The organism is Methylobacterium phyllostachyos, assembly GCF_900103445.1.
GTDB lineage: Bacteria > Pseudomonadota > Alphaproteobacteria > Rhizobiales > Beijerinckiaceae > Methylobacterium > Methylobacterium phyllostachyos.
The window spans coordinates 496,139-518,831 of record NZ_FNHS01000002.1; the positions used below are offsets into that span (position 1 = coordinate 496,139).

Annotated in this window: 20 protein-coding genes; 10 read left to right on the plus strand and 10 right to left on the minus strand. The window is 67.5% G+C overall.

Features of this window, described 5'->3' with window-relative positions:
• Positions 1–4: 4 nt before the first annotated feature.
• The 3 genes from BLQ49_RS05100 to BLQ49_RS05110 form a co-directional block, all read right to left on the minus strand.
• Entirely contained in the window at positions 5–649 is a 645-nt protein-coding gene (locus BLQ49_RS05100; protein WP_091713932.1) for an MBL fold metallo-hydrolase, read from the minus strand.
• A gap of 88 nt (positions 650–737) precedes the next feature.
• Complete coding sequence (locus BLQ49_RS05105) at positions 738–1,121, minus strand: hypothetical protein (RefSeq protein WP_091713830.1); 384 nt, start codon at positions 1,119–1,121, stop codon at positions 738–740.
• 66 nt (positions 1,122–1,187) lie between these two features.
• Entirely contained in the window at positions 1,188–2,855 is a 1,668-nt protein-coding gene (locus BLQ49_RS05110; protein WP_091713832.1) for an alpha-amylase family protein, read from the minus strand.
• A 153-nt stretch (positions 2,856–3,008) separates the two neighbouring features.
• Here BLQ49_RS05110 and BLQ49_RS05115 point away from each other — a divergent pair, with 153 nt between their 5' ends.
• Both BLQ49_RS05115 and BLQ49_RS05120 read left to right on the plus strand, forming a co-directional pair.
• On the plus strand, positions 3,009–6,029 hold the full coding sequence (locus BLQ49_RS05115) for a penicillin-binding protein 1A (protein ID WP_091713833.1): 3,021 nt from the start codon (positions 3,009–3,011) through the stop codon (positions 6,027–6,029).
• A gap of 16 nt (positions 6,030–6,045) precedes the next feature.
• Positions 6,046–7,125: a hypothetical protein gene (locus BLQ49_RS05120; RefSeq protein WP_091713835.1), complete on the plus strand. Its 1,080-nt coding sequence runs from the start codon at positions 6,046–6,048 to the stop codon at positions 7,123–7,125.
• A gap of 4 nt (positions 7,126–7,129) precedes the next feature.
• Here BLQ49_RS05120 and BLQ49_RS05125 read toward each other — a convergent pair whose 3' ends face one another.
• Positions 7,130–7,345 (minus strand): hypothetical protein, encoded by a 216-nt coding sequence (locus BLQ49_RS05125; RefSeq protein ID WP_091713837.1) that lies wholly within the window; start codon positions 7,343–7,345, stop codon positions 7,130–7,132.
• 268 nt (positions 7,346–7,613) lie between these two features.
• Between BLQ49_RS05125 and BLQ49_RS05130 the strand changes: the two genes are divergently transcribed.
• Together BLQ49_RS05130 and BLQ49_RS05135 are read left to right on the plus strand one after the other, a co-directional pair.
• Positions 7,614–7,862, plus strand: coding sequence for a hypothetical protein (locus tag BLQ49_RS05130; RefSeq protein ID WP_091713838.1), 249 nt, complete (start codon positions 7,614–7,616; stop codon positions 7,860–7,862).
• A 187-nt stretch (positions 7,863–8,049) separates the two neighbouring features.
• Entirely contained in the window at positions 8,050–8,676 is a 627-nt protein-coding gene (locus tag BLQ49_RS05135) for a hypothetical protein (RefSeq protein WP_091713840.1), read from the plus strand.
• A gap of 9 nt (positions 8,677–8,685) precedes the next feature.
• Here BLQ49_RS05135 and BLQ49_RS05140 read toward each other — a convergent pair whose 3' ends face one another.
• Positions 8,686–9,267: a polysaccharide biosynthesis/export family protein gene (locus BLQ49_RS05140; protein WP_167627634.1), complete on the minus strand. Its 582-nt coding sequence runs from the start codon at positions 9,265–9,267 to the stop codon at positions 8,686–8,688.
• Between the two features lie 186 nt (positions 9,268–9,453).
• On the opposite strand from BLQ49_RS05140, the gene BLQ49_RS05145 reads away from it, so the two are divergent.
• Positions 9,454–11,661, plus strand: a complete 2,208-nt coding sequence (locus BLQ49_RS05145; protein WP_091713844.1) for a GumC family protein — start codon at positions 9,454–9,456, stop codon at positions 11,659–11,661.
• A gap of 3 nt (positions 11,662–11,664) precedes the next feature.
• Here BLQ49_RS05145 and BLQ49_RS05150 read toward each other — a convergent pair whose 3' ends face one another.
• Complete coding sequence (locus BLQ49_RS05150; RefSeq protein ID WP_091713846.1) at positions 11,665–12,849, minus strand: GNAT family N-acetyltransferase; 1,185 nt, start codon at positions 12,847–12,849, stop codon at positions 11,665–11,667.
• A gap of 252 nt (positions 12,850–13,101) precedes the next feature.
• Between BLQ49_RS05150 and BLQ49_RS05155 the strand changes: the two genes are divergently transcribed.
• Positions 13,102–14,163 (plus strand): polysaccharide deacetylase family protein, encoded by a 1,062-nt coding sequence (locus BLQ49_RS05155; RefSeq protein ID WP_091713848.1) that lies wholly within the window; start codon positions 13,102–13,104, stop codon positions 14,161–14,163.
• A gap of 35 nt (positions 14,164–14,198) precedes the next feature.
• On the opposite strand, the gene BLQ49_RS05160 is transcribed toward BLQ49_RS05155, so the two are convergent.
• Both BLQ49_RS05160 and BLQ49_RS05165 read right to left on the minus strand, forming a co-directional pair.
• Positions 14,199–14,537 carry a hypothetical protein gene (locus BLQ49_RS05160; RefSeq protein ID WP_091713934.1) on the minus strand — a complete coding sequence of 113 codons (339 nt, stop codon included), beginning with the start codon at positions 14,535–14,537 and terminating at the stop codon, positions 14,199–14,201.
• Positions 14,538–14,620: 83 nt separating this feature from the next.
• Complete coding sequence (locus BLQ49_RS05165) at positions 14,621–14,827, minus strand: DUF2842 domain-containing protein (protein WP_091713850.1); 207 nt, start codon at positions 14,825–14,827, stop codon at positions 14,621–14,623.
• 177 nt (positions 14,828–15,004) lie between these two features.
• Here BLQ49_RS05165 and BLQ49_RS05170 point away from each other — a divergent pair, with 177 nt between their 5' ends.
• From BLQ49_RS05170 to BLQ49_RS05185, 4 genes are all read left to right on the plus strand, one after another.
• Positions 15,005–16,120, plus strand: coding sequence for a COX15/CtaA family protein (locus BLQ49_RS05170; protein WP_091713852.1), 1,116 nt, complete (start codon positions 15,005–15,007; stop codon positions 16,118–16,120).
• Positions 16,121–16,270: 150 nt separating this feature from the next.
• Positions 16,271–16,954, plus strand: coding sequence for a PAQR family membrane homeostasis protein TrhA (gene trhA / locus BLQ49_RS05175; RefSeq protein ID WP_091713854.1), 684 nt, complete (start codon positions 16,271–16,273; stop codon positions 16,952–16,954).
• A 131-nt stretch (positions 16,955–17,085) separates the two neighbouring features.
• Positions 17,086–18,285: a glycosyltransferase family 4 protein gene (locus BLQ49_RS05180; protein WP_091713856.1), complete on the plus strand. Its 1,200-nt coding sequence runs from the start codon at positions 17,086–17,088 to the stop codon at positions 18,283–18,285.
• 104 nt (positions 18,286–18,389) lie between these two features.
• Positions 18,390–19,910: an undecaprenyl-phosphate glucose phosphotransferase gene (locus tag BLQ49_RS05185; protein WP_091713857.1), complete on the plus strand. Its 1,521-nt coding sequence runs from the start codon at positions 18,390–18,392 to the stop codon at positions 19,908–19,910.
• Positions 19,911–19,985: 75 nt separating this feature from the next.
• Here BLQ49_RS05185 and BLQ49_RS05190 read toward each other — a convergent pair whose 3' ends face one another.
• Positions 19,986–20,339 (minus strand): hypothetical protein, encoded by a 354-nt coding sequence (locus BLQ49_RS05190; RefSeq protein WP_091713859.1) that lies wholly within the window; start codon positions 20,337–20,339, stop codon positions 19,986–19,988.
• Positions 20,340–20,540: 201 nt separating this feature from the next.
• Positions 20,541–22,693 (minus strand): TonB-dependent receptor (locus BLQ49_RS05195; protein ID WP_091713935.1); only part of this gene is annotated, 2,153 nt, incomplete at its 5' end.

Here is a 22,693-nt window from a genome sequence, read left to right on the forward strand (position 1 = left end):
GCGCTCAATCCTGCAGGAACGGGTTGGAGACACGCTCCTCGCCGAGCGTACTGGTCGGCCCGTGGCCCGGGATGAAGGCGATGTCGTCGCCGAGCGGCAGGACCTTCTCCTTGATGGCCCGGATCAGCTGCTCATGGTTGCCGCCGGGCAGGTCGGTGCGACCGACCGAGCCCTTGAACACCACGTCGCCCACCAGGGCGAAGCGCGCGTCGCGGCTCACGAACACCACGCTGCCGGGGGAATGGCCGGGGCAGTGCAGGATGTCGAAGCCAAGGCCGCCCACCGTCACGGCGTCACCCTCGTTCAGCCAGCGGTCCGGCGTGACGGGCCGAGCCTCGCCGAGCCCGTAATTGGCAGCCGTCTCCGGCAGCGAATCCAGGAGGAACTTGTCGGCGAGGTGCGGGCCCTCCACCGGAACACCGAGGCGCTCCCGCAGCTCGTCGGCGCCGGCGGCGTGGTCGACATGGCCGTGGGTCAGCAGGATTTTTTCCACCTGCACGCCCTGCTCACGGATCGCCGCCTCGATCCGGTCCAGATCGCCGCCGGGATCGACCACCGCCCCGATCTTGGTGGCCTCGTCCCAGATCAGGGTGCAGTTCTGCTGGAAGGGCGTAACCGGGATGATCCCGGCGCGTGGCGTACCTGGCATGACGTTCCGCATGTTGGCAGCGCCGCTCCGGACGCCCTCGATCGGATTCTAGCGCAGAACGCGGACGGACGGCACCCTGCGCGACCGCTCAGGCCGCGTCACCCCTGGGACGGCGCAAGCCAGCGTGAAGCGCCAGCATCTCGGCCATGCCGAGCGCCCGCGTGCTCCAGCGGGTTTCCGCGGTGTTCACCTGCGTGAACCGATCATGGGACCGACCGCCATAGGCGCCGAACAGGGCCCGGCCCGCCTCGAAGGCACCGTCCCCCGCGGCCGTCTCGTCCGGCCGGTCGATCCGGTAGGACGGCGTCGGGGATCGACCGGTCACGCCGATCCGCACCCAGGCGTCGCCGTAATGCTTCTGGCACATCCGCATGGTGACCAGAACCTCGCGCAGATAGGCTTCGCCATCGGCGAGGTCCGGCAGGATGTCGGCGATTGTCGCGTCCGGGGGATAATGCTTCGTCCGGGCCATGTCCCACCTCGCTCTGACCTGTCCTATCGGTTCGGCCGGATGAGCGCGAGGCGTAATCGACCGCCCTCAGGCCGGGCGGCGCTTCAGCAGCGCGTCGAGCCCACCGACTCTGAACCAGTGGTAGCCGTAGCCTTCGAGAAACACGCAATGCGTGCCGTCCTCTCGGATATCGCTCCGCGCTCCGGTGAGCACGTCGACCAGCACGTCGTGCTCACGATCCGGGCTGCCGGATTCGAGGGCGATCTCCACCGGCTCCGCTGCAAGGTTGTGCACGCACAGCACCGCGTTGCCGCGCCATTCGTAGCGCAGGGCCAGCACCGAGTTCTTGCCCGTCGGCACCGGGACGACGTCGCCCCAGCCGATCTCCGGGGTCTCCTTGCGCTGCCGGATGATGCTCTGCATCCAGTTGAGCAGCGAGTCCTGCTCGTGGCGCTGGTCGGCGACGTTGACATGGGCGTAGCCATAGGGCCCGTGGTCGATCACCGGCAGCACGGTGGTATCTGCCTGCGAGAAGCCGCCCTGACGCTCACCGGTCCACTGCATCGGCGTGCGGGCGCAGTCGCGCTCCTTCAGCGCGAGATCGTCGCCCATCCCGATCTCGTCGCCGTAGCGCAGCACCGGTGTCCCCGGCAGGGTGAACATCAGCGAGTAGGCAAGCCGGATCCGCCGCGGGTCGCCAGCCAGCATCGGGGCGAAGCGGCGCCGGATGCCTCGGTCGTAGAGCTGCATGCGCTTCTCCGGGCCGAACTCCGCGAACACCGCCTGCCGCTGCGCCTCCGTGAGCCGGCCGAGGTCGAGCTCATCGTGGTTCCGGAGGAAGATGCCCCATTGGCACGAGAGCGGGCGCGGCTTGGTCTTCCCGATCGCTTTCACCAGAGGCCGTGCGTCATGGCCCGCCAGGGCGTAGAAGGTCGCCTGATTGACCTGGAAGTTGAACATCATGTGCATGCGGTCGGCATCGTCGCCGAAATAGTCGAAATCCTGGTTCGGCAGGATGTTGGCCTCGGCCAGGATGATCGCATCGCCCTGGCGCCATTGCAGAAACTCGCGGAAATCGCGCAGCATGTCGAATTGCTCGCGCGGCTTGCCGCCGACATCGGCGCCCTTCTCGGCGATGACGAAGGGCACCGCATCCATCCGGAAGCCCGAGACGCCGAGTTGGATCCAGAAGCCCATGATCTTCAGGATCTCGGCCAGCACCGCGGGGTTGGCGGTGTTCAGATCGGGCTGGAAGTTGAAGAACCGGTGGAAGTACCAGGCCTGGGCCTTCGCATCGTAGGTCCAGGTCGTGTCCTGCACGCCCGGGAAGACCATGCCCTCGTCAGCGCTGGAGGGCCGCTTGTCCGACCAGACATACCAGTCCCGGTAGGGTGAGTTCGGGTCGGAGCGGGCAGCCTGGAACCAGGGATGCTGGTCGGAGGTGTGGTTGACCACGAGGTCGATGAGCACGCGCAGGCCCCGCTGCTTGGCCGCATGCGTGAAAGCCACGAAATCGCCGAGCGAGCCGTAGGCGGGGTCGACGCCGTAATAGTCCGAGATGTCGTATCCGCCATCCTTCTTGGGCGAGGGCTGGAACGGCATCAGCCAGATCGCGGTGGCGCCCAGCCCCTGGATGTAGTCGAGCCGGCGCTCCAGTCCGGCGAAGTCGCCGACGCCGTCGCCGTTCGCATCCATGAAGGTGCCGACGGAGAGGCAGTAGATGACGGCGTTCTTGTACCAGAGGTCGGTGATCATGCGGTCCCCGGCGTCATCACGGCTTCAGAACGTGGGGCCGAGCAAAAGCGTTGCCGTTCGCCGCGTCCATAAAAGAGCCGCGTTGTGCACGCCCTGTCGGGCACGCACCCGGACGATCCGGGTCCACCTGTTGCGTCCCCGAACCCGGCCCGCATGAACGCCATCCTGATCAAGCTGTTCGCGACCGCCCTGACGCTGAGCCAGGTCACCACCCGGCCGGACGCGGTGCGGACCCGATTCGATCCGGCCACAGACGGGCCTGAGGTGGTGCGCCTGCTGCGCGACGGCTGCGCGCACATGCGCAAGAGCTTCGACATCGAGGACATCAATCTCGACGACCTGATCTCCACCGCCATGGAGGATCCGTCGAGCGTCGCCGGGCCAGGCGCGCCCAAGATTCTGCACGGGCTCGACATCAACGAGCTGAACGTCAGCTACAAGCAATTCTGCAAGGGCGAGAACCCGCCGAACTCCCCCTTCGATGCGAAGGCGGTGATCGAGTTCTACGACAACGCCACCAAGGATCTTCCGAGCGCCGAGGCTCTGCGCGACAAGGCCCTGCCGGGCATGACCCGAATCCTCGACGGCGCCGGCAAACCCTTCGCGGAGGCCTCCGAGCCCAACGGCCGGCGCATCGTCGTACCGATCTCGGCGGTCCCGCCGCTCGTGCAGAAGGCGTTCATTGCCGCCGAAGACAAGCGGTTCGAAAGCCATCACGGCATCGACGAGCGCGGCGTGATCCGCGCCTTCATCGGCAATCTCGCCTCGCCGGGTCGGCCGGCGGGCGGATCGACCATCACCCAGCAGGTGGTCAAGAACCTGTCGGTCGGGGATGATGTCACGTACGAGCGCAAGATCCGCGAGATGATCGTGGCTTCGCGGCTGGAGCGAATCCTCACCAAGCCGCAGATCCTCGGTCTCTACCTCAACGGCATCTATCTCGGCCGTGGCGCCTACGGCATCGAGATGGCCTCCGAGAGCTATTTCGGGAAGCCGGTCGGCCAGCTCAGCTTGCCGGAGGCGGCTTTGCTGGCCGGCATGCCCAAGGGGCCGAACTTCTACAGCCCGGACAAATACCCGGACCGGGCGCGGGAGCGCCGCGCCTACGTGCTCTCCCGCCTGAAGGACGAGGGCACGATCACGGAAGCCGAGATGAATGCCGCGATCAAGGCCGATCTCGGCCTGAAGCCGATCGAGGTCTCGCGGCGCGATTCCGGTTTCTATGTGGTCGATTTCCTCAACCGGGAGGCGCGCACCTTCGCGGGCGTCGATTCGCTCACCGCTGGTTCGCTCACGGTGCGCTCGACGATCAATGCCGGCCTGCAACGGGCGGTCGAGGAGGCCTTGCAGGACGGGCTCGCCGCTTACGAGCGCGGCACCGGGCGCCAGACATTCACAGGGCCGGAACTCAACCTCGCCGACAGCGTCCGCCGCATCCAGGCCGCGACGCCGGCGCCGGAGGGCTCACCCCAGGCGGCCCCGGCCGTCACCGGCGCCCGGGCGGATGCGATCAAGCCGGATGCCCGGATGCTCCGGGCCGAGAAAGCCGTCGCGACGCCTGCGCGGAAACCAGCTTGGCTGCTGGCACTGGAGAGTGCCCGGCCGGTCCTCTACGATGTCCGCTGGCCGATGGCGATCGTGCTGGAAACAGGCCGGAGCGGCATCAAGGTCGGCCTTGCGGATGGCCGCACAGCTTCCCTCGATGCGGGTATAGCCCGCGGCAAGCTGCAACTCTACGACGTGGTGCGGGTGAAGCTCACGCAGGGCAAGGGCGGCCCACGCGCCCAGATCCGCGTGCGTCCGACCGTTCAGGGTGCTGCCCTGGTCATGGACAATCAGACCGGCCGCATCCTGGCGATGTCCGGCGGCTTCTCCTATCCGCTGAGCCAGCTCAACCGCGTCACGCAGACGGTGCGCCAACCGGGCTCGACCCTGAAGCCGCTGACCTACCTCGCAGCCCTCAATGCGGGGTTGCAGCCCAACACCCTCGTGATGGATTCCGCCGTCACCCTGCCGCCGATCAACGGGACCGGGGATTCCTGGTCGCCGAAGAACTACGAGGGTGGCGGCTCCGGCCCCACGACGCTCCGGCGCGGCCTCGAATTCTCGAAGAACCTCGTGACCGCCCGCCTGCTCCAGGGGGGGATCGCCCCGAAGGCCCCGGCGAGCCTGAAGCGCGTCTGCGACATCGCCCTCGAAGCGCAGATCTACGCCGAATGCGAGCCTTACTACCCGTTCGTCCTCGGGGCCCAGCCGGTGCGCATGCTCGACCTCGCGGCGTTCTACGCGGCGGTGGCCAACGAGGGCGCCCGGCCTGCGCCCTACGCGCTCGAATCGGTCGAGCGGGACGGCAAGGCGCTCTACACGCACGCGCCCCGGGAACCGGTCCGCATCGGATCGGCCGACCGGGTGGCGTTCTATCAGCTCAAGACCATGCTCCAGGGCGTGACCCAGCACGGCACCGCGGCGGCGCTGTCGAAGGTCTCGGCCTACGTGGCCGGCAAGACCGGCACCTCGGAGAACGAGAACGACGCGTGGTTCGCGGGCTTCACCAACGAGATCACGGTTGTGGTCTGGGTCGGCTACGACAACGCCGACGGTAGCCGGAAGACCCTCGGGCGCGGCCAGACCGGCGGCCACGTCTCGGTCCCGATCGCCTCGGCGATCCTGCAGGCGGCCTGGGCCAACGGCGTGCCGAAGACGCCCCTCCGGGGGCCCTCCCCCGAGGCCCGACCCTTCATCGCCGACCTCGCCATCGATCCGCGCAGCGGCGTCCGGGTCGCAGGCGGCGGCTTCATCGAGCATTTCCGCACCAGCGGCGACGGCAAGATGGCCGACACGCAGTACCGCCTCGTGCCCCGCGAAACGCTTTACGCCATGCGGCCGGATGCGGAGGACGGCGATCTCGGCGGTGCCGAGGACGGCGCGAGCGTCGCGGGCGACTATGCCGGCGCCATGACCGGCGAACGTCCGCCCGAGGACCTGCTCGATCCGTTCAATGATCGCCCGCCGCCGCGCAGCCGCCGTGCGCAGGGCGATCTGGATCCCGGCGGTCAGGACCCCTACAGGCCTTGGCCGGGCCAGGCCGCGCGCTCGCCGTTCGGGGATGACGGTGCACGCAGGCCGCGCCGCCGCGATCCGGACTACCTGTTCGGCGAAGATTCCGGCTTCTGACCGCCCTCCCCGAGAGATGAGACTCCCGTTGCGACCGCAGCTTCCTGCCGCCCTCGTTCCTGCTGCCTTGGCGTTCGCGCTGACGGCTGCAATCCCGGCCCGCGCGCAGACGCCCGCCGCCAATACCGCCCCGCCGCCGGCCACCGAGCGGATCAAGGAGGTACCCTCCGTGGCGGCGGTCGATCCGACGACGATCAAGCCGGGCCAGATCCTGTTCACCGACCATCGCGACAAGCCGTCGACACCGGAAAACGGGCTGATCCCGTATCTCGACTGGCAGAAGACTCGTCCGGCTGAGGCGGCAGTGCTCGCGCCCTATCCGGGCTATAAGGAGCCGGACTACACCGTCACGGTGAACGGCGTGACCAAGCCGCGGCACGAGACGCTCAAGATCTACGTGGCCGAGGGGCGCTTCGTGATCCCGCGTCCGCCCGAATCGATCGACGCGGCGTCCTTCGCCAACCTCGCCTTCGTCCAGAAGATGGATCCAGCGATCAAGCACCGCGCCCTCTCGGTCGCCGACGTGACGCCGAACAAGGATCCGGCGGCGGCCTTCGCCAAGCGGCCCGACCGGCCGTGGTGCCAGGGCGCCGGCGCCTGCATCGAATCCCGCTACGATCTGGAGGGCAAACTGCCGCTCGGCGTGAAGCTCGCCAACAAGCTGGAGGATGGTTCGGCCAAGAAGATCGCCGAATACGTCTCGTTCCAGAGCGAGCTGCGCGTGCTCGGGCCCGACCAGGACGGTCCGCTGCGGGCACTGACCAAGATCGACACGCCCGTCACCGGCGGGCTGGAGCAGACGATCTTCTGGGTCAACCAGATCCTGCGCTTCGGCAAGTTCCTGGCGGTGTTCCAGCCGATGCCGAACGACCCGGGTAGGACTGTCGTCACCGCCTACATGGCGCTCGCCATCAAGGGCGACGTGCTCGATCGGAAAGCCGAGTATGCGCGCGTGCCGGTCCTGAAGAACCTGCTGCCCGCGCAGGTGCTGATGGGCAATTCGAGTTTCAACACCGGCACCTCGATCAGCGCCGGCCTGCCGGTCTACGCCCGCAACCGCATCACCACGTTCGCGGACGCGCTGGCCAAGCGCTGAGCGCTTACATGCCGCGATTGCCGATCGTCGGCAGGGTCGGCTGCGTGTAGGCCCGGTTCACGTCCCGCCGGGTCTGCGTGCCGTTGGTGTTGCTGGAGGCGCGGTAGTTATCGAGGTTGAAGCTCTCGGCAAGGCCGCTGCGGGAATCGGGCCCTTCGGTGGCGCAGGCGCACAGGCCGCCGACCGTCAGCACGGCGATCGCGAACAGAGTTACACGCATGATGGATCCTGACGGGCGCCGGATCGGCGGTTGATGGGTTCTCGCGCGGACGGGACCGGACGCGGGGCGAGCGGGGCATGGTCAGGGCGGAACAGGATCCGTCAAGATCCGCCGCGACCTGTAAACCGGATCCGCCGCCTCCGATGCGCATCGGCCACGGAAAATCCACCACAGCCCGGCTTTCCGGCGGAGAATCGACGCCAATCGTGTTGAGCGGCGCCCCAACCCTCTGGCGAATCCGGGTCCTTTCGGGCGACAACCCTCGGCGATGACCAATGTCTTGCCCTTCCGTCCGCGCCCGTCGGTCCCGCGCCTCGCCCGCTGCGAAGTCGTGACGGTGGCCGGTGACCTCCTCACCCTGCTGGAGCAGCTCGAGGATGTGAGCGCGCGCGCCGCCGCGATGGGACGTCCGGCCCGCGAGGTCGAACAGACGGTCCAGCACCTGCTCGATGCCGTCAGCGCCGTCGAGCGTGCCCTCGATTGCATCGGTGAGGGTGAGCAGTCTGCCCCAGCCTGACGAACGCGTCGATCTCGCCCACAGGATTGATGTCGCCTAGGCTATCTTGCTGCCCGCGGCGGCTCTACTGCACATCCAATCTGTTTTCGGTTCTGGCTCTGCACAGCGATACGCTGGGGGAACCGGCCCGCACAGCTTGCAGTTGAAGATCGGATGCTCGTGTCGGGCGTCGTTTCCGGGGGACGCCATGGGTCTTCACACGGGCCGCACGCTGCTGGTCGTCGCCGCCGCAGGTTTTGTCTTCGGGACGGTGTCCCGCGTCGATGCGGCCGAGTTGGGCTTCCTCGAGATGCTGTTCGGCGCACGTCCCGCGCCCCAGCAGATGCAACCGCAACCCGCTCCGGCCTACGACGCGCCGTCCGCGCGTCACACGCCGCGCCTCGGGGCGGCGCGTCGGCGCTTCCAGACCCGCTATGCGGCCCTGCCGGTCAAGATCCGGGTGAAGGAGCGCGAGTTGTCCCCGCGTCAAACCCCGCTCGACATGACGGCCGGGGCGACCGCGGCGCTGATGAAGGACGAGACGCTGCAACCCGGCGATATCGTGGTGCTGAATACGGGTGCGAAGGTCTTCGCTGGCGATCCCGATAAACGTCATGCGCTCCGGGATTTCGAGCCGGTGCAGAGTTCCCGCTACGTCAGCAAGGGGACGCGCAAGGTCCTGGCCGGATTGTTCACCCCGGTCGGCGTACGGCCTGCCCAGGAAGCGCGACGCATGATGACCCGGGCCAAGGATGCGGTCCCGTCGAACGTCACGCCGATCCCCGAGCAGAAGACGGCCATGCGGGTGATCAACCCGTGGCAGAGCGCTCAGTGAGGCGACGGCTTAGAAGAACCGCTCCTTAACCACGATCGTGTCGCCGGGCCGGACCGAGTAGGTCATCGGCACGATACCGGAGACGAGTTTGCCGCCGCCCGTATCGCGGGTGAGGACTGCGTAATCCCGGGCGGCACGCGGTCCGAAGCCTGCCGCGATCGCGACCGCGGTCTCGACCGTCATGCCGTTCACGAAGGGATACTGACCGGAGGTCGTGACCTCGCCGAGGATGTAGAACGGTCGGTACGCGTCCACTTCGACCGTCACGTGCGGCTCGCGGACGAAGCCAGAGGCGAGCTTGGCCTCGATCGACCGCGCCGCCTGGCCGGTCGTTTGGCCGCCGACCTGCACGACGCCGATCAGCGGCATCGCGATCCGTCCGGCCCCATCGACCGCGTATATGTTCGACAGGTTGTCCTGACCGAATACGATCACCCGCAGCTTGTCACCTGCCGCGAGGGTGTAGCGCGCGGCGATCGAACCGGTGCCGGTGGCGTCGAGCTGGTCGGTCCGGAAGGTCGGACGCAGGCAGCCGCCGAGCGCGAGGGTGGTGCCGAGGGAGAGCAGAAGAGCGCGCCGGTTCATCACCATCGCCGTCATGGATGAGGTTGCAGCTTGGGTTAGGCTGTTAAGGTTAACGAAGTCTGATCGAGATCAGCTGGCCAGCGGTTAGGCCAGCAACCTTTCGCTTTAACTCTTGAGCAACCTTAATATCCGCTAATAGCTGCCGGGCGGCTCTACGTGCTGCCGGTCTGCCCCCGCGCCCAGAGCGTCCGCATGTCCCGTATTCGTCAACGCTCGATCGAAGCCCTGCCCGGGACGGTGCCCGGCGCTCAGGAGGGCCTCGGCCTCGCTGAGGTGCCGCGCCTCCTGCGGCGCTCCCTCGGCTGGATCGTCGGGCCGACGCTGGTCGTCGCCCTCGGAGCGACCGTTTTCGTGAACGTGGTGAGCCCGCGCTATACCGGCGAAGCGAAGCTGCTCCTGGAAAGCCGGGACCCGGCCTTCGCCCGGACCGCGCAGGACCGCGGCGAGCAGCTCGCGCCGATCGACGAGCAGGCGGTGGCGAGCCAGGTGCAGGTCGTCATGTCGCGTGATCTCGCGCGCGAGGCGATCCGGCGCCTGAAACTCGTCGGCAACGCGGAATTCGATCCCGGCGCCGGCAGCATCGGCCCGGTCCAGCGGCTGCTCATGATGCTCGGCATCGGCGCCAACCCCCTCGACCGCCCGGCCGAGGATCGGGTGCTCGACGCCTATTTCGAGCATCTGCTGGTCTATCCAGCGGGCAAGTCGCGCATCCTGACGATCGAGTTCCGCGCCAAGGATGCGGCGCTCGCCGCCGAGGCCGCCAACACCATCGCGAAACTCTACATCGCCTCGCTGGAGGCCGATAAGGTCGATACGGCGCGCTACGCCTCCACTTGGCTCGGCGGCAACATCGATGGGCTGCGCAAGCGCGTCGCCGAGGCCGAGGCGAAGGTCGAAGCCTTCCGGGCCAAGAACGGCTTGGTGAGCAGTTCCGGCGCCAGCGGCCGTCCGCTCAACGCCCAGCAACTCGGGGAACTCTCCAGCCAGCTTTCCGCCGCCCGGATCCTCAAGGCGGATCTCGTGGGCAAGGTGAAGGCCATCAAGGACCTGATCAAGGACGGGCGGGCCTTCGAGATCCCGGATGTCGCCAACAACGAGGTCGTCCGGCGCATCGTTGACAATCGCATCGCGGTGCGGGCGCAACTCGCCCTGGAATCCCGGACGCTCCTGCCGGCGCATCCGCGCATCAAGGAGCTGAAGGCGCAGCTCGAGGATCTCGACGCGCAGATCAAGACATCGGCCGAGCGCATCGTCCGCACGATGGACAACGACGCCAAGATCGCGGATGCCCGGGTCGAGAGCCTCCAAGCCGCGGTGGATGGGCAGCAGGACGTCGTCGTCCGCGGCAATTCCAGCGAGATCCAGCTCCGCGCCCTGGAACGCGAAGCGAAGGCTCAGCGCGAGCAGCTCGAATCCTACCTGTCCCGTTATCGCGAGGCAGCAGCCCGCGACGGCGAGGCTGCGACCCCCGCCGATGCCCGCATCGTCTCCCGCGCTGTCACGCCGGAAGTACCGTCCTTCCCGAAGAAGCTGCCGATCGTCGCCTTTGCGACGCTGCTGACGCTGATGCTTGCGATCGGCGCGGTCATCGCCCGGGCGCTGCTGGCCGAATCGGCTCGGAACGCGGCGGTGCGAGACAATGCCTTCGAGGCGGCGCAGGACCGTCAGCGTCAGGAGCCGGTCCTGGAGCGGCCGCTCTTTGCTTTCCCGGAGGCCATGCCGCCAGCCGGCTGGACGCAGCCGACCGAGACCGCCACGGCCGTCGTGCCGCCCGCCCCGGCGCCCGCGCAAGCGGCCCAGGCCTTCGACCTCGCCCCGCTGATCGCGCGGATCACCGCCGCCCCGCGGGCCTCCGACGCCCCGGCCGGCCGCCGGATTCTGATCGTGGAGACCGATGTGGCGAATGGCGTTCCGGGTTTGTCGTCCGCCCTCACCCGCGCCCTCGGCGCCGCCGGAAGCCTCGTCTCGGTCTCGTTGAACGCCGGCCGCGCCGACGGCACGCTGGGGTTCACCGATCTGGTTGCCGGCGGGGCGGCCTTCCTCGACGTGATCCAGGCCGAACGCGGCAGCGCTCTGCATCGAATCGAAGCCGGACGCCGCGCCACAACGGTGCTGTTCGACGAGGAGGACGCGCTGACCCTGACCTTCGAGGCGATGGCAGAGGCCTACGACTGGGTCGTCTGCCACCTGCACGCCGCCGCGGGGGCCGTCGATCTCCTGGAACTCACGGCCGGCTACATGGATACGGTGATCATTGCGTCGAACGCGTCCGCCGAGGATCCTGCGCTCGCCGACCTCTACGCCGTCGTCCAGGAGGCGGGTGCCGGGCAGATCGTGGTCGCGCAGGACAGCCCGGCCGGGAGCACCTTCGACGCGCAGCTTCGCCTGAACGCCGCGTGACCGTCAGACCCCGCGCAGCTTCCGCAGCCGCTGGAGCGCCGCGAATAAGCGCGGGTCTCGCTTGATCCGCCGTTTGGTGCGCACGATACCCTGCCGGATCGCGCCGTAGGTTCGACCCGCCAGGGTGACCGGAATGATGGACTCGACGAGGCTGATGGTCTCGTCGCAGATGCTGGCCTTGTAGCGGGCCTCGCCGACCCCGAGGTCGAAGCCGAGCCTCCCACGTGCCGCCTGATCGCGCACCAGATGTTGCAGCAGCAGGTCGCCCGGGCTGTAGCGGGCGATCACGGGGTCAGGATCGAACGCGGTCATCATGCCGCTGTAGCGCTGTGCGCTGACCGCGCCGCCGAAGGTCGCCAACACCCGCCCGCTCCCGGCGAGGCAAAGGGCATGGATCTCTACGGCCGGGTTTTCACCGTCGGCGGCGGCCGTGAGGAAGTCGCGGATCGATGGATCGGCGTAAGGATCGGCGACGCCCATCCCGGCAAACCGCGCGGCCTTGTGCGCATAGAAGGCGGACAGGAAGCGAACTGCCTCCTCCGGCGTCTCGGCGCGACGGTAAGCGATCGGGCCATGCGCCTCGATCAGGCGCTTCTCCTTGGAACGCAACTTCTTGCGGGCGTCGGCGCTGAACACGCGCCGGAGGGTCGTCTCCGGATCGGGGTCGAGGGTGAGCCCGTAAGCGTCGCTGGCCTCGGCCGCGCCACGGGCGGCGAGCGGATTCACGGATCCATCCCAGATCCGGGGTTGATGGCGCAGCGCATAGGCGTCGATGTCGCTAGAACGCCCGGCGCGAATGAGCGCGCCGGCGATGTCGCGGGCCGGTATCGCTGCCGCGTCACGGCTGGCGAAGAGCGGCATGTGATAGTTCGCGTGGGTGTCGCCGACCGTCCGAGCGACGCGCAGGCCGTATTCCCGCTGCAGGGTCAGTGGCAGGAGGATTTGAGGTCGACCACCCCGGTCCCGGAGGATGGCGACCCGGCTGCTCTCCATCTGGCCGCTCGCGCGCAGGTAAGCGATGGTCCAGTCGTAGCGCTGATAGGGTGTCTGGAGGCTGGCCGGATCGGCCTCCATCCGGCGCCACAGGACCTCGGCTGCCGTCGGATCCCGGACGATCTCCGCGTCGAGCATGGTTTCCGTCGGCGCATCGACCCGATCCATACCCGCTGCCTGTATGCCGAGCGCCATCGACCCAATTCCCCGCCGGACCGCACTCGGTCGCCTGTCGAGCGTCGATCATCGGTTCCTGTCACTGAACAGGTCGTGACTTCAACAGGCTGCAAGCGCTGTTGAACCCGCCGGTCGACGTTCAAAACTGTGCTGTGGCTAATGTAATATTGCTGGCCCACCGCGCGGCTGTCAGCAGCTTGTGAATTTGTTTACTGCGTCACGGGCAGGGTGATGCCCGCGGGCCGTCAGGGCCGGATCGGTTTCAGGGCCATGCTGTCGGCGCGCACCAAGCATCGGGTCTTCGCGAGCGGATTCCGCGCGATCCAGGCCCTCGGGGCGGATCGATGGCTCGGCCCGGCCTCCCGGGGCCTCGGCGTCATCCTCACCTTTCACCATGTCAGTCCGGATCCGGTGCCGGCCTTTGCGCCGAACCGGCTCCTGTCGATTACGCCCGATTTCCTGGACCTGACGCTGCAGGAGCTCGACGCCCGGGGGTTTGAGGTGATCGGCCTCGACTCCGTGCCCGAGCGCTTGGCCGAACCGGATTACGGGCCGCCCTTCGCGGTGCTGACCTTTGATGACGGCTATCGGGACAATGTCGCCCACGCGCGACCAGTCCTGGCCCGTCACGGCGTTCCCTGGACGCTATTCGTGACCAGCGCCTTCGCCGACCAGACCGGCCGCCTCTGGTGGATCGAGTTGGAACGGGCGATCGCGCGGCTCGAGCGGGTTCGGGTCAACATCGGGTCGCGCAGCGTCGATCTGCCGGCGCGCAGCCCCGGGGAGAAGGCGCTCGCCTTCGATGCCCTGTACCGCGATCTGCGCGGAGGCGGAGAAGCAGACCTCCTGGCCCGGATCGCCGACCTCTGTCGACAGGCGGGCTTTCCGCCGGGACGGGTCGCGTCCGAGCTCTGCCTGACCTGGGAGGAGCTGCGCGCGCTCGGGCGTGACCCCACCGTCACGATCGGCGCGCATACGGTGAGTCATCCGATGCTGGCCAAACACGCCCCGGAGGTCGCCGCCCGTGAGATCGCGGATGGGCGAGCGCGGATCGAGAATGAACTCGACCAGTCCGTGAGACATCTGTCCTATCCGGTCGGTGATCCGGGCTCGGCGGGGGCGCGCGAATTTGCGCTGGCGCAGTCGCTGGGTTTCGCCACCGCGGTGACGACCCGACCCGGTCACCTCTTCGGCGGCCATGCCGGCCACCTCCATGCCCTGCCCCGCGTCTCGATCAATGGCTGCCATCAATCGCGGACGGCTTTGGCGGCCCTGCTCTCCGGCGTGCCGTTCCTTGCCTGGAACCGCGGTCGGCGCCTCAACGTCGCCTAAAGGGTCTCCGCCTCCGGGCAGATCCAGCCCAGATTCTACCGGCGCCGCCTGTGGCGATAGCCGGTGGAGAACGACGCGTATTGCCGACCGCGATGCCCGCGATAGCGCCGTCGGCCGGTGGCGCCGGCCTCGGCGGTCTCCTCGACTTGCGGGATCGACTCCGCCATTGCGGCAGCGGGAATCGAGGCCGGATCAGCCGACGCGAAACCGCCGGCCACGTTCTTGGCCGCGGGACCGAACATCGCCAAACACTGATTGTAGGCCAGATCGTTCTTCAACCGCTCGCACTCGCCGATCGACCGCGGTGTGCCCTGGGCCATGGCGGGAAGGGGCGCGAGCAGGATGATGAGGGCAGCCAGAGGCTTGAGGCGCATGGGCGGCAGGAGCACGACGCGGAGATCTCGGATACGGTCGGCGGGCTTCTGCGCCCCGAGTGCGGCGAAATCGAGGGTTTGCGTCAGCGATCCGGGCGCTCCATCCATCGGATCAGCGGCATGAGCGGAAAGATCCAGGCGATGCCCAGGATCGAGTAGATCACGGCCTGCAGCGCTGCGGGCGCCTCCGAGATGCGGCTGTCGGCCAGAGTCATGGCGAGAGGTCCGTAGACGCAGACGAAGGCCAGGATCGCGAGGGTGCCGATCAGGGTGCGGGTGCGGCGGCGCATGGCGTCTCGTGATGGTGGTACGGCAAGCCTACCGTTTGAGGGCTATCGTCCGGCCCCGCGCTTGGCAACGCGCGGGCCGACGCGCCCTGCGGCGCTGCTGACATTGCTGCGGCGGCGCGCATCTTTTAACCCCGGGGAGGACCCGGAGCATCCTCGGCCCGGGTGGAAGGGATGCGTATGCGGATGACAGGCGCAGGCGATCGGCGATCGGGCGCGGTGCGGACGTGGCTCTACGTGGTTGCAGCCCTGGTGGTCGCCATGGTGGCGGTCGGCGGCGCCACGCGGCTGACGGGATCGGGGCTGTCGATCACCGAATGGCGGCCCGTTACCGGCGCGATACCGCCCCTCTCGGAGGCCGATTGGGCCGCCGAATTCGCCAAATACAAGGATACGCCGCAATACAGCATTCTTAACCAGGGGATGGGGCTTTCGGCCTTCAAGGTCCTGTACGGCTGGGAATGGGGGCATCGGCTGCTCGGCCGGCTGATCGGCTTCGTTTTCTTCCTGCCGCTCATCGTCTTCTGGTGGCAGGGCCGGATCAGCCGCCGCCTCGGCTTGGGACTCCTGGGTCTCGGGGTGTTGGGGGGCCTGCAGGGCGCCATCGGCTGGATCATGGTCGCTTCCGGACTCCAGCCCGGCATGACCGCGGTGGCACCGCTGAAGCTTGCCCTGCATCTGACAACGGCGAGCCTGATCCTCGCCGGTCTGGTCTGGCTAGCGGCAGGAGAGCGGGCCGGCGGCCTAGAACCCGCGCCGCTGCGTCTGCGCGCGACTGCGGTCCTGCTGCCGGTGCTGGTTCTCGTGCAAATCTTCCTCGGCGGCCTCGTCGCCGGTTCGCATGCCGGGCTCGTCTTCAATACGTGGCCAACCATGGACGGCGTCCTCGTGCCGCCCTCCGAGACGCTCTTCGCTATCCGCCCCTGGATCGAGAACTTCGTGGATAACCACGCCCTCGTCCAGTTCGACCACCGGGTTACGGCCTACCTCGTTATCCTCGTGGCGCTCCTGCATGCCTTCGACGCCCGGCTCGCCGGCCCATCGGGTGCGTTCGGCCGGGCAGCGGGCGTTGCCACTCTGGCGCTCGCGCAGGCTGCACTTGGCATCGCAACGCTGCTGCTGGCGGTTCCGCTCTGGGCGGCGCTCGCTCACCAGGTTCTGGCCATGGCGGTGCTCACGATGGCAACCGTCCATGCCCGACTGAGCACAGGCGTCAATCGCCCTCAAAGTCGTCCACATGCCGCGACTGAGCGCCCGCCTATCGGATTTGAGGGGCTTGCCGGGCGCGGGATCTAGCCTTGCGTGTAATGCGGCATGGCTGATGCTTCGCGTGAGGTCTGTAACCGCCTAACAGATTCCTTTGGACAACTCCGTCTCCGCACTCTGCACAGGGAACGATCAAGACTTCTCAAGCTTTAAGCTTCACGCGTTGCAGGAGGCTCAAAGATGTCTCTCGCGGAGGATGGTCGCCCGCTCTCTCTGACGTGGCATTATACGCCGCGGGAGATCGTGGCAGATGGCGTAATCCATGGGCTCGGCGTCGTCCTCGGGCTCGCCGGCGCTGTCGCGCTGGTGACGACGGCGGTCACGTCGCATCTTGGCCTGGGCGAACGGGTCGCGGTCGTCGTCTACGCAACCGCCCTCGTGCTGATGCTCGGCGTTTCGGCCCTGTACAATCTCTATCCGGTCAGCCCGCGCAAATGGCTGCTGCGCCGGGCCGACCACGCCCTGATCTACCTGATGATTGCGGGCACCTACACGCCGCTCGTGGCCCTGGTCGGGTCCGGCCCGCGCGCCTATGCGCTGCTGGCGGTGATCTGGGCCGTCGCCCTCATCGGCATCGCCGTGAAACTGTTGCTGCCAGGGCGATTCGACCGCCTCTCCATCGGCCTTTACCTGACACTGGGCTGGAGCGGCCTGTTGGCGTACGAGTCGGTGATCGCGAGCCTCCAGCCGACGGCGCTCTGGCTCCTCGCAATCGGCGGGGCTCTCTATTCGATCGGCGTCGTGTTCCACATCTGGCGGACGCTGCCGTTCCAGAACGCGATATGGCACGCCTTCGTGCTCGCTGCCACGGCCTGTCACTATGGCACCATCTGGGCGAGTCTCAACGGCGTTTCGATGACATGACTTGTTTTCAGTAAAGTAAAACTTCGCTTACCCTCTTCTTGAAAAGCATGTAGTCCATGAGCGGCGATTAATGGACCCGCGACCACTGGTGCAGCACTTATCCCGGGACAGTTTTCACCGGGAGCGATACCGTGGTCGCCAAGTCGAACGAGGCCCGAACCCCTCAGCGTTATCGGATCCTGCATATCTTCCGGGCACCGGTGGGCGGGCTGTTCCGCCACGTGATGGACCTTGCCCGGCTCCAGGCCGCGGCCGGACATGCCGTCGGCATCATCTGCGATTCGACGACGGGCGGCGAGCGGGGCGAGCGGGCGCTCGCCGACCTTCTGCCGAGCCTCGAACTTGGCCTCCTGCGAATCCCGATGAGGCGCAACCCGCACCGGTCCGATTGGTCCTGCCTGAGAACGGTCAGCGGACGTGCTGTCGCTGTCGGCGCGGACGTCCTGCACGGGCACGGGGCAAAGGGCGGCGTCTATGCTCGGCTCGCTATGGGAAGCCGGGCCATCCGGGCCTACACGCCGCATGGCGGAAGCTACAATTACCGGCCGGGCACGCCACTCCATCGGCTTTACATGGGTGCCGAGGCCGTCCTGGCGCGCCGGACCGACGCCTTCCTGTTCGAAAGCGAGTATGTCGCCGGACGGCACCGGACCTTCGTGGGCGGTTCCGAGCGGGTCACCCGCATCGTCCACAACGGCATCGCCGAGCATGAATTCATGCCGCTCGAGCGCGCCGAAGACCCGTTCGACCTGCTGTATGTCGGCGAACTCCGGGAGGCCAAGGGCCTCCCCTATCTGCTCGAAGCTTTGGTCCAGTTGCGCGCGGAGGGCCGGGCGCTGCGCCTGCTGATGGTCGGGTCCGGACCGGACGCCGATATCCTGCGCGCCAATGTCGACCGGCTCGGCCTCGCTGGTTCCGTGTCGTTCGAGCCGCCGCAGGCGATCCGGACGGTGCTGGCACGGGGCCGGATCCTGGTGGTTCCCTCCCTGGCGGAATCCCTGCCCTACGTGGTCCTGGAGGCAGCCGCCGCTGCGCAGCCCCTCGTCGCGACCCGGGTTGGTGGGATCCCGGAGATCTTTGGCGACGCTGCCGGTGACCTCGTCCCGTCACAGGACCCGGCGGCCCTCGCCGCTGGCATCCGACGCGTGCTGGACGACGCGCCGGAGGTGCTCGACGCCCGTGTCCGCGCGCTCAGCGCGTCGTTGCGGCAGCGCTTTTCCCTGGATCGCATGGGGAGCGAGGTGATCTCGGGCTACGCCGCTGCGTTCCACGCCCGTACGGGCCGCCGTGCTGTCGGGGCGCCGGAGATCGTCGGCACACGCACGGCGTGATCGGTGCAAACCCTCGTCAACGACGAGCCCTTAAGTCTTCTGACAATGCCTCATGCCAAGCTGAAAATGAATTGTTCGCTGGCTGGCGCCGGAGGAGCCGTCTGATGAGTGCGTTCGATATTCGCGATCTCTTGGAGGCGGCTGGTCCCCTCGAAGCGCAGCGGACCTCGCGCGGCGGCGGACCGGCGCCCCTCGCCGGAGCGATGCATCCCGATCGTGCGGCGATCTCCCCCGTCGTCGTGGCCGGTCTGGTTCGGGCCCTCGAATGCATCCTGATCTTCGGGCTCGGCGCGCTGCTTCACCTGCTGATGCTGCACGGCCGTGTTCCCTTCGGGATGACCTATGCCAGTGCGATCGCGATCGTCGCGCTGACCACGGTGGCCCTGACGCAGATCTCTGGCGGCTATCGGATCGCCGCCTTCCGGTCCTTCTTCAGGACGGCGATCCGGCTGAGTACGGTCTGGACGCTGACCTTCCTGATGATTGCGGCCGGCTTGGTGTTTGCCAAGGTGGCCGACCACTACTCACGGCTGTGGCTTGCGACCTTCTACGGTTCCGGACTCGCCGCGCTCCTGATCGGCCGCTTCATCCTGTACCGGATCATCGATGCGCAGACCCGCGCCGGCCGGTTCGACCGGCGCACGGCGATCGTCGGCGGCGGTAAGCCCGCGGAGGATCTGATCGCTGCCCTGGAGACACAGGGCGACAGCGGGATCCGCATCGTCGGTGTCTTCGACGACCGCAACACCGACCGATCCTCCGATGTGGTGGCGGGGCATCCGAAGCTCGGCAATGTGAATGATCTCGTGGCCTATGCCCGCCATGCGCGGCTCGATCTGATCGTCTTCACCATCCCGATCACCGCCGAGGGCCGTATCCTGCAGATGTTGGCCAAGCTCTGGGTGCTGCCGATCGATATCCGCCTGTCCGCCCACGCGGCCAAGCTGCGCCTTCGGCCGCGCAGCTACTCGTATCTCGGCTCGGTGCCGGTGCTCGACGTGTTCGACAAGCCGATTGCCGATTGGGATGTGGTGGTTAAGGCGCTCTTCGACCGCTGCGTCGGTCTGATGATGCTGCTCGCCCTGTCGCCCGTCCTCGTGGCGGTGGCGCTCGCGGTGCGGTTCACCTCGCGCGGCCCGATCCTGTTCCGCCAGAAGCGCCACGGCTTCAACAACGAGTTGATCGAGGTCTACAAGTTCCGCTCGATGTATGTCGATCAATGCGATGCCGGCGCGGCCCGGATGGTGACCCGCGGTGACCCGCGCGTGACGCCGGTGGGCCGGTTCATTCGCAAGACGTCGCTCGATGAGCTGCCGCAGCTGTTCAATGTGTTGAAGGGCGATCTCTCGCTCGTCGGGCCGCGGCCGCACGCGCTGCAGGCGAAGGCGGCCAACACGCTGTACGATCAGGTGGTCGATGGCTATTTCGCCCGGCACAAGGTCAAGCCCGGCATCACCGGTTGGGCGCAGGTGAACGGCTGGCGCGGCGAGACCGATACCTCGGAGAAGCTCCAGCGCCGCGTCGAGCACGACCTCCACTACATCGAGAATTGGTCGGTCCTGCTCGACCTTCAGATCCTGCTGACAACGCCCTTCGCGCTGCTCAAGACCGAGAACGCCTACTGAGCTTTTGACGGCATGCCGCCCCGGCCATGCTTCGGCCGGGGCGGTGTATCTGTCGGATGAGCCGGGTCGCAACCGTTACGGCAGGGCGCCAGCCTTCTCTTTAGCCTTCATGATCGTATCGCGGCAGCCTTGGGCGTCGCCGGCCTTGTCCTGCTCACCCGCTTTGGCGACCAACTTCTTGGCCTCCTCGACGCCCGAGGCGGTCGGCTTCACGGCGGCGTCCGCTTTGGTCAAAGCCGGCGGCTTGTCGAGGGCCTTCGGCGAGTCCGAGGACGTCACGCCACCGGGCGGGGTCTTGCCCGTCACTGAGGCCGCGCCGGCGCTGTCGAGCCGCCGTTGCAGGGTGCTGACCTCGTCGGCGCACGGTGTCGCAAGGGCGGGCGTGGCTGCGGCGAGCGCCAGGGCTGCGACGGCGAAACGAAACATCATCAGGACAGGTCTCCGAGTAGCAGGGTCCGCCCGGCAAAGAGATCCCGACAGGGTATCCACACCAGCACGAGTCACCCAGGAGACTCCGGGCGCACCAGCCCGTTCCCGAGACAGGAGGCCGCATGTCCGCCCTCCGACGCGGAACGGGCGCCCCGCGCGGCCCGAAAGCCGCGGGAGGCGCCCGCTCGTTTCGCGGACCGGTCAGTACTTGCGGATGACCGGCTCCGGCGCCATCGGCACGGGATCGGCACCGAACCGGTAGGTCAGTCCCGCGTAGACCGAGAGCGGCTGCGCCAGGGTCGTGGTCCGCGGATCGTTGATCGACAGGTTGCCCGCGATCGCCCCGGGCTCGGCGAAGGTGCCGAACGTGGCGTAGCGGTTGTTGGTGAGGTTGGTGATGAGCCCGAAGATCTCCAGGTTCTTGGTGACCTGATACTTCGTTGTGAAGTTCATCACGTAGTAGGCGGGCAGCTTGCGGTTCAGGTTCGACTCGTCGCCGCGGAAGTAGGACGAGGAGAACGCCGAGACGTTGAGGCCGAAGCGCCAGTTCGGGGTGATGTTGTACTCGAACCCAGCCTTGATCTGGTGATCCGGGATCAGCGGGATCTTGTTGCCCTTGCGGACATCGATCGCCCCGTCATCGGCGAAGGGGTTGTTGGGCGAGGACAGCGTCTGGTTGAACTGGAAGGTGGCGTCGATCAGGGCGTAGTTGGCGTAGACCAACAGGTCCGGGGTGACGACGTACTCGGCGCTCACCTCGATGCCCTGCCGCCGGGTTGAGGGCACGTTCACGAAGTAGGCCCGCGCCGCGTTGCCGGCCACCGCCACCTGGATGATGTCGTTGGTCAGGTCGGTGCGGAACACGCCGGCCTTGTAGGTCAGGGCGCCGCCCGAGAGGAAGCTCGGGATCACGCCGCGGAAGCCGACCTCGTAGGTCTGCCCGGTGACCTGCTTGAGCGGCGGATCGGCCACCAGTGAGTTCGGCAGCAGGCATGGCCGGTCGGGGTTGGCGCAGGCGAGTTCGAGGGGCGTCGGGGCGCGGTTCGACTCGGAGTAGCTGCCGTAGAGGTTGAGCGCCGGGTCGAACTGGTAGGTCAGGCCCGCCAGCGGGTTCACCTTAGTGAATTCGTGCGTACCCGTCACATCCGGCGAGAAGCCGGTCTGATCGACCGACCGGATATGCGCGTAGTTCAGGCGGAAGCCGGCGGTGAGCGACAGGCGGTCGGTGAGGTCCAGCGTGTCGGTGGCGTAGAGCCCGAGATACAGGTTCGAGCCCTGCACCGAACTGGGGGCGATGCCGAGCGCGCCGGCCGTCCGGAGGTAGGGCGTGCCGAGACCGGGAATGGTGCCGTAATACGGGTTGTTCGGGTCGGTCGTGATCGAGAGGTTCGGGTTGATCACGCCGAGGGTGCTCGACGACTTGAACGAGTAATCCGCTGCATCGACGCTGCCGCCGATGACGAAGGTGTTGGGCAGGCCGAAGATGCGATCGCGGTTGGCTGCCTGGAGCGAGCCGCCATAGCCCTGCGATTCCGTCTGCGTGGTGTCGATCGTCCCATAGGGGATGCGCGCGCGGAACGGGATGCGCTGGTTCTGCTGCCCGAGCAGCAGGAACTGGTTGCGGAACGCGTTCTGCGACTGGCCGGCCGACGGGCTGAAGCCGTCATCCTCGTAGCAGAGGAAGCCGCGAAAACTCGAGCGCGAGCTGCACTGCTCGAAATTGCCGTCGTTGCCGTCGACGTAGCGCTCGCTGAAGCGCCGGTAATAGGCGTTGCCGGCGAGATCCCAGGTCGGCGAGATATCGACCCTGCCGGTGAGCTGAAGCGAGCCGACCTGCGTGGTCTGCGTCTGCGGGGACGTGAAGATCGCCCGCGGATCGACATGGGTGAAGTCCACCGGCGTCGCGGCCGCCGCCCCGTAGAAGCTGCGGGCGGCCAGGCCGATCAGGTGGAACTCGGAATCCTGCGAGCGGTAGCCCAGATCCGCATATAGCCGGCCGATCGTGCTCGGGTTCTCGTAGCGCCAGCCGCGGTCGTTCAGCCCGTCGCCGGTGAAGTAGAAGCTCCAGTTGTCCGCCACCTTGCCGTATTCGAGGTAGCCGGCGGTGCGGCCGTCCGAGCCGCCCCAGGCCGAGATCTCGGTGCCCTGCCAGGTGAAGCCGTTCTTCATCTGGATGTTGACCGCGCCGCCGATGGCGTTGAGGCCGAAGACGGGGTTGCCGGTGACCACGTCGATGCGCTGGATGGCCTGCGGCGGGATCAGGTCGAAGTTGACGACGTCGCCGAAGGCCTCGTTGATGCGGATGCCGTTCTGGTAGACGGCCAGTCCCTGAGGCACGCCCTGGACGGGGGAGG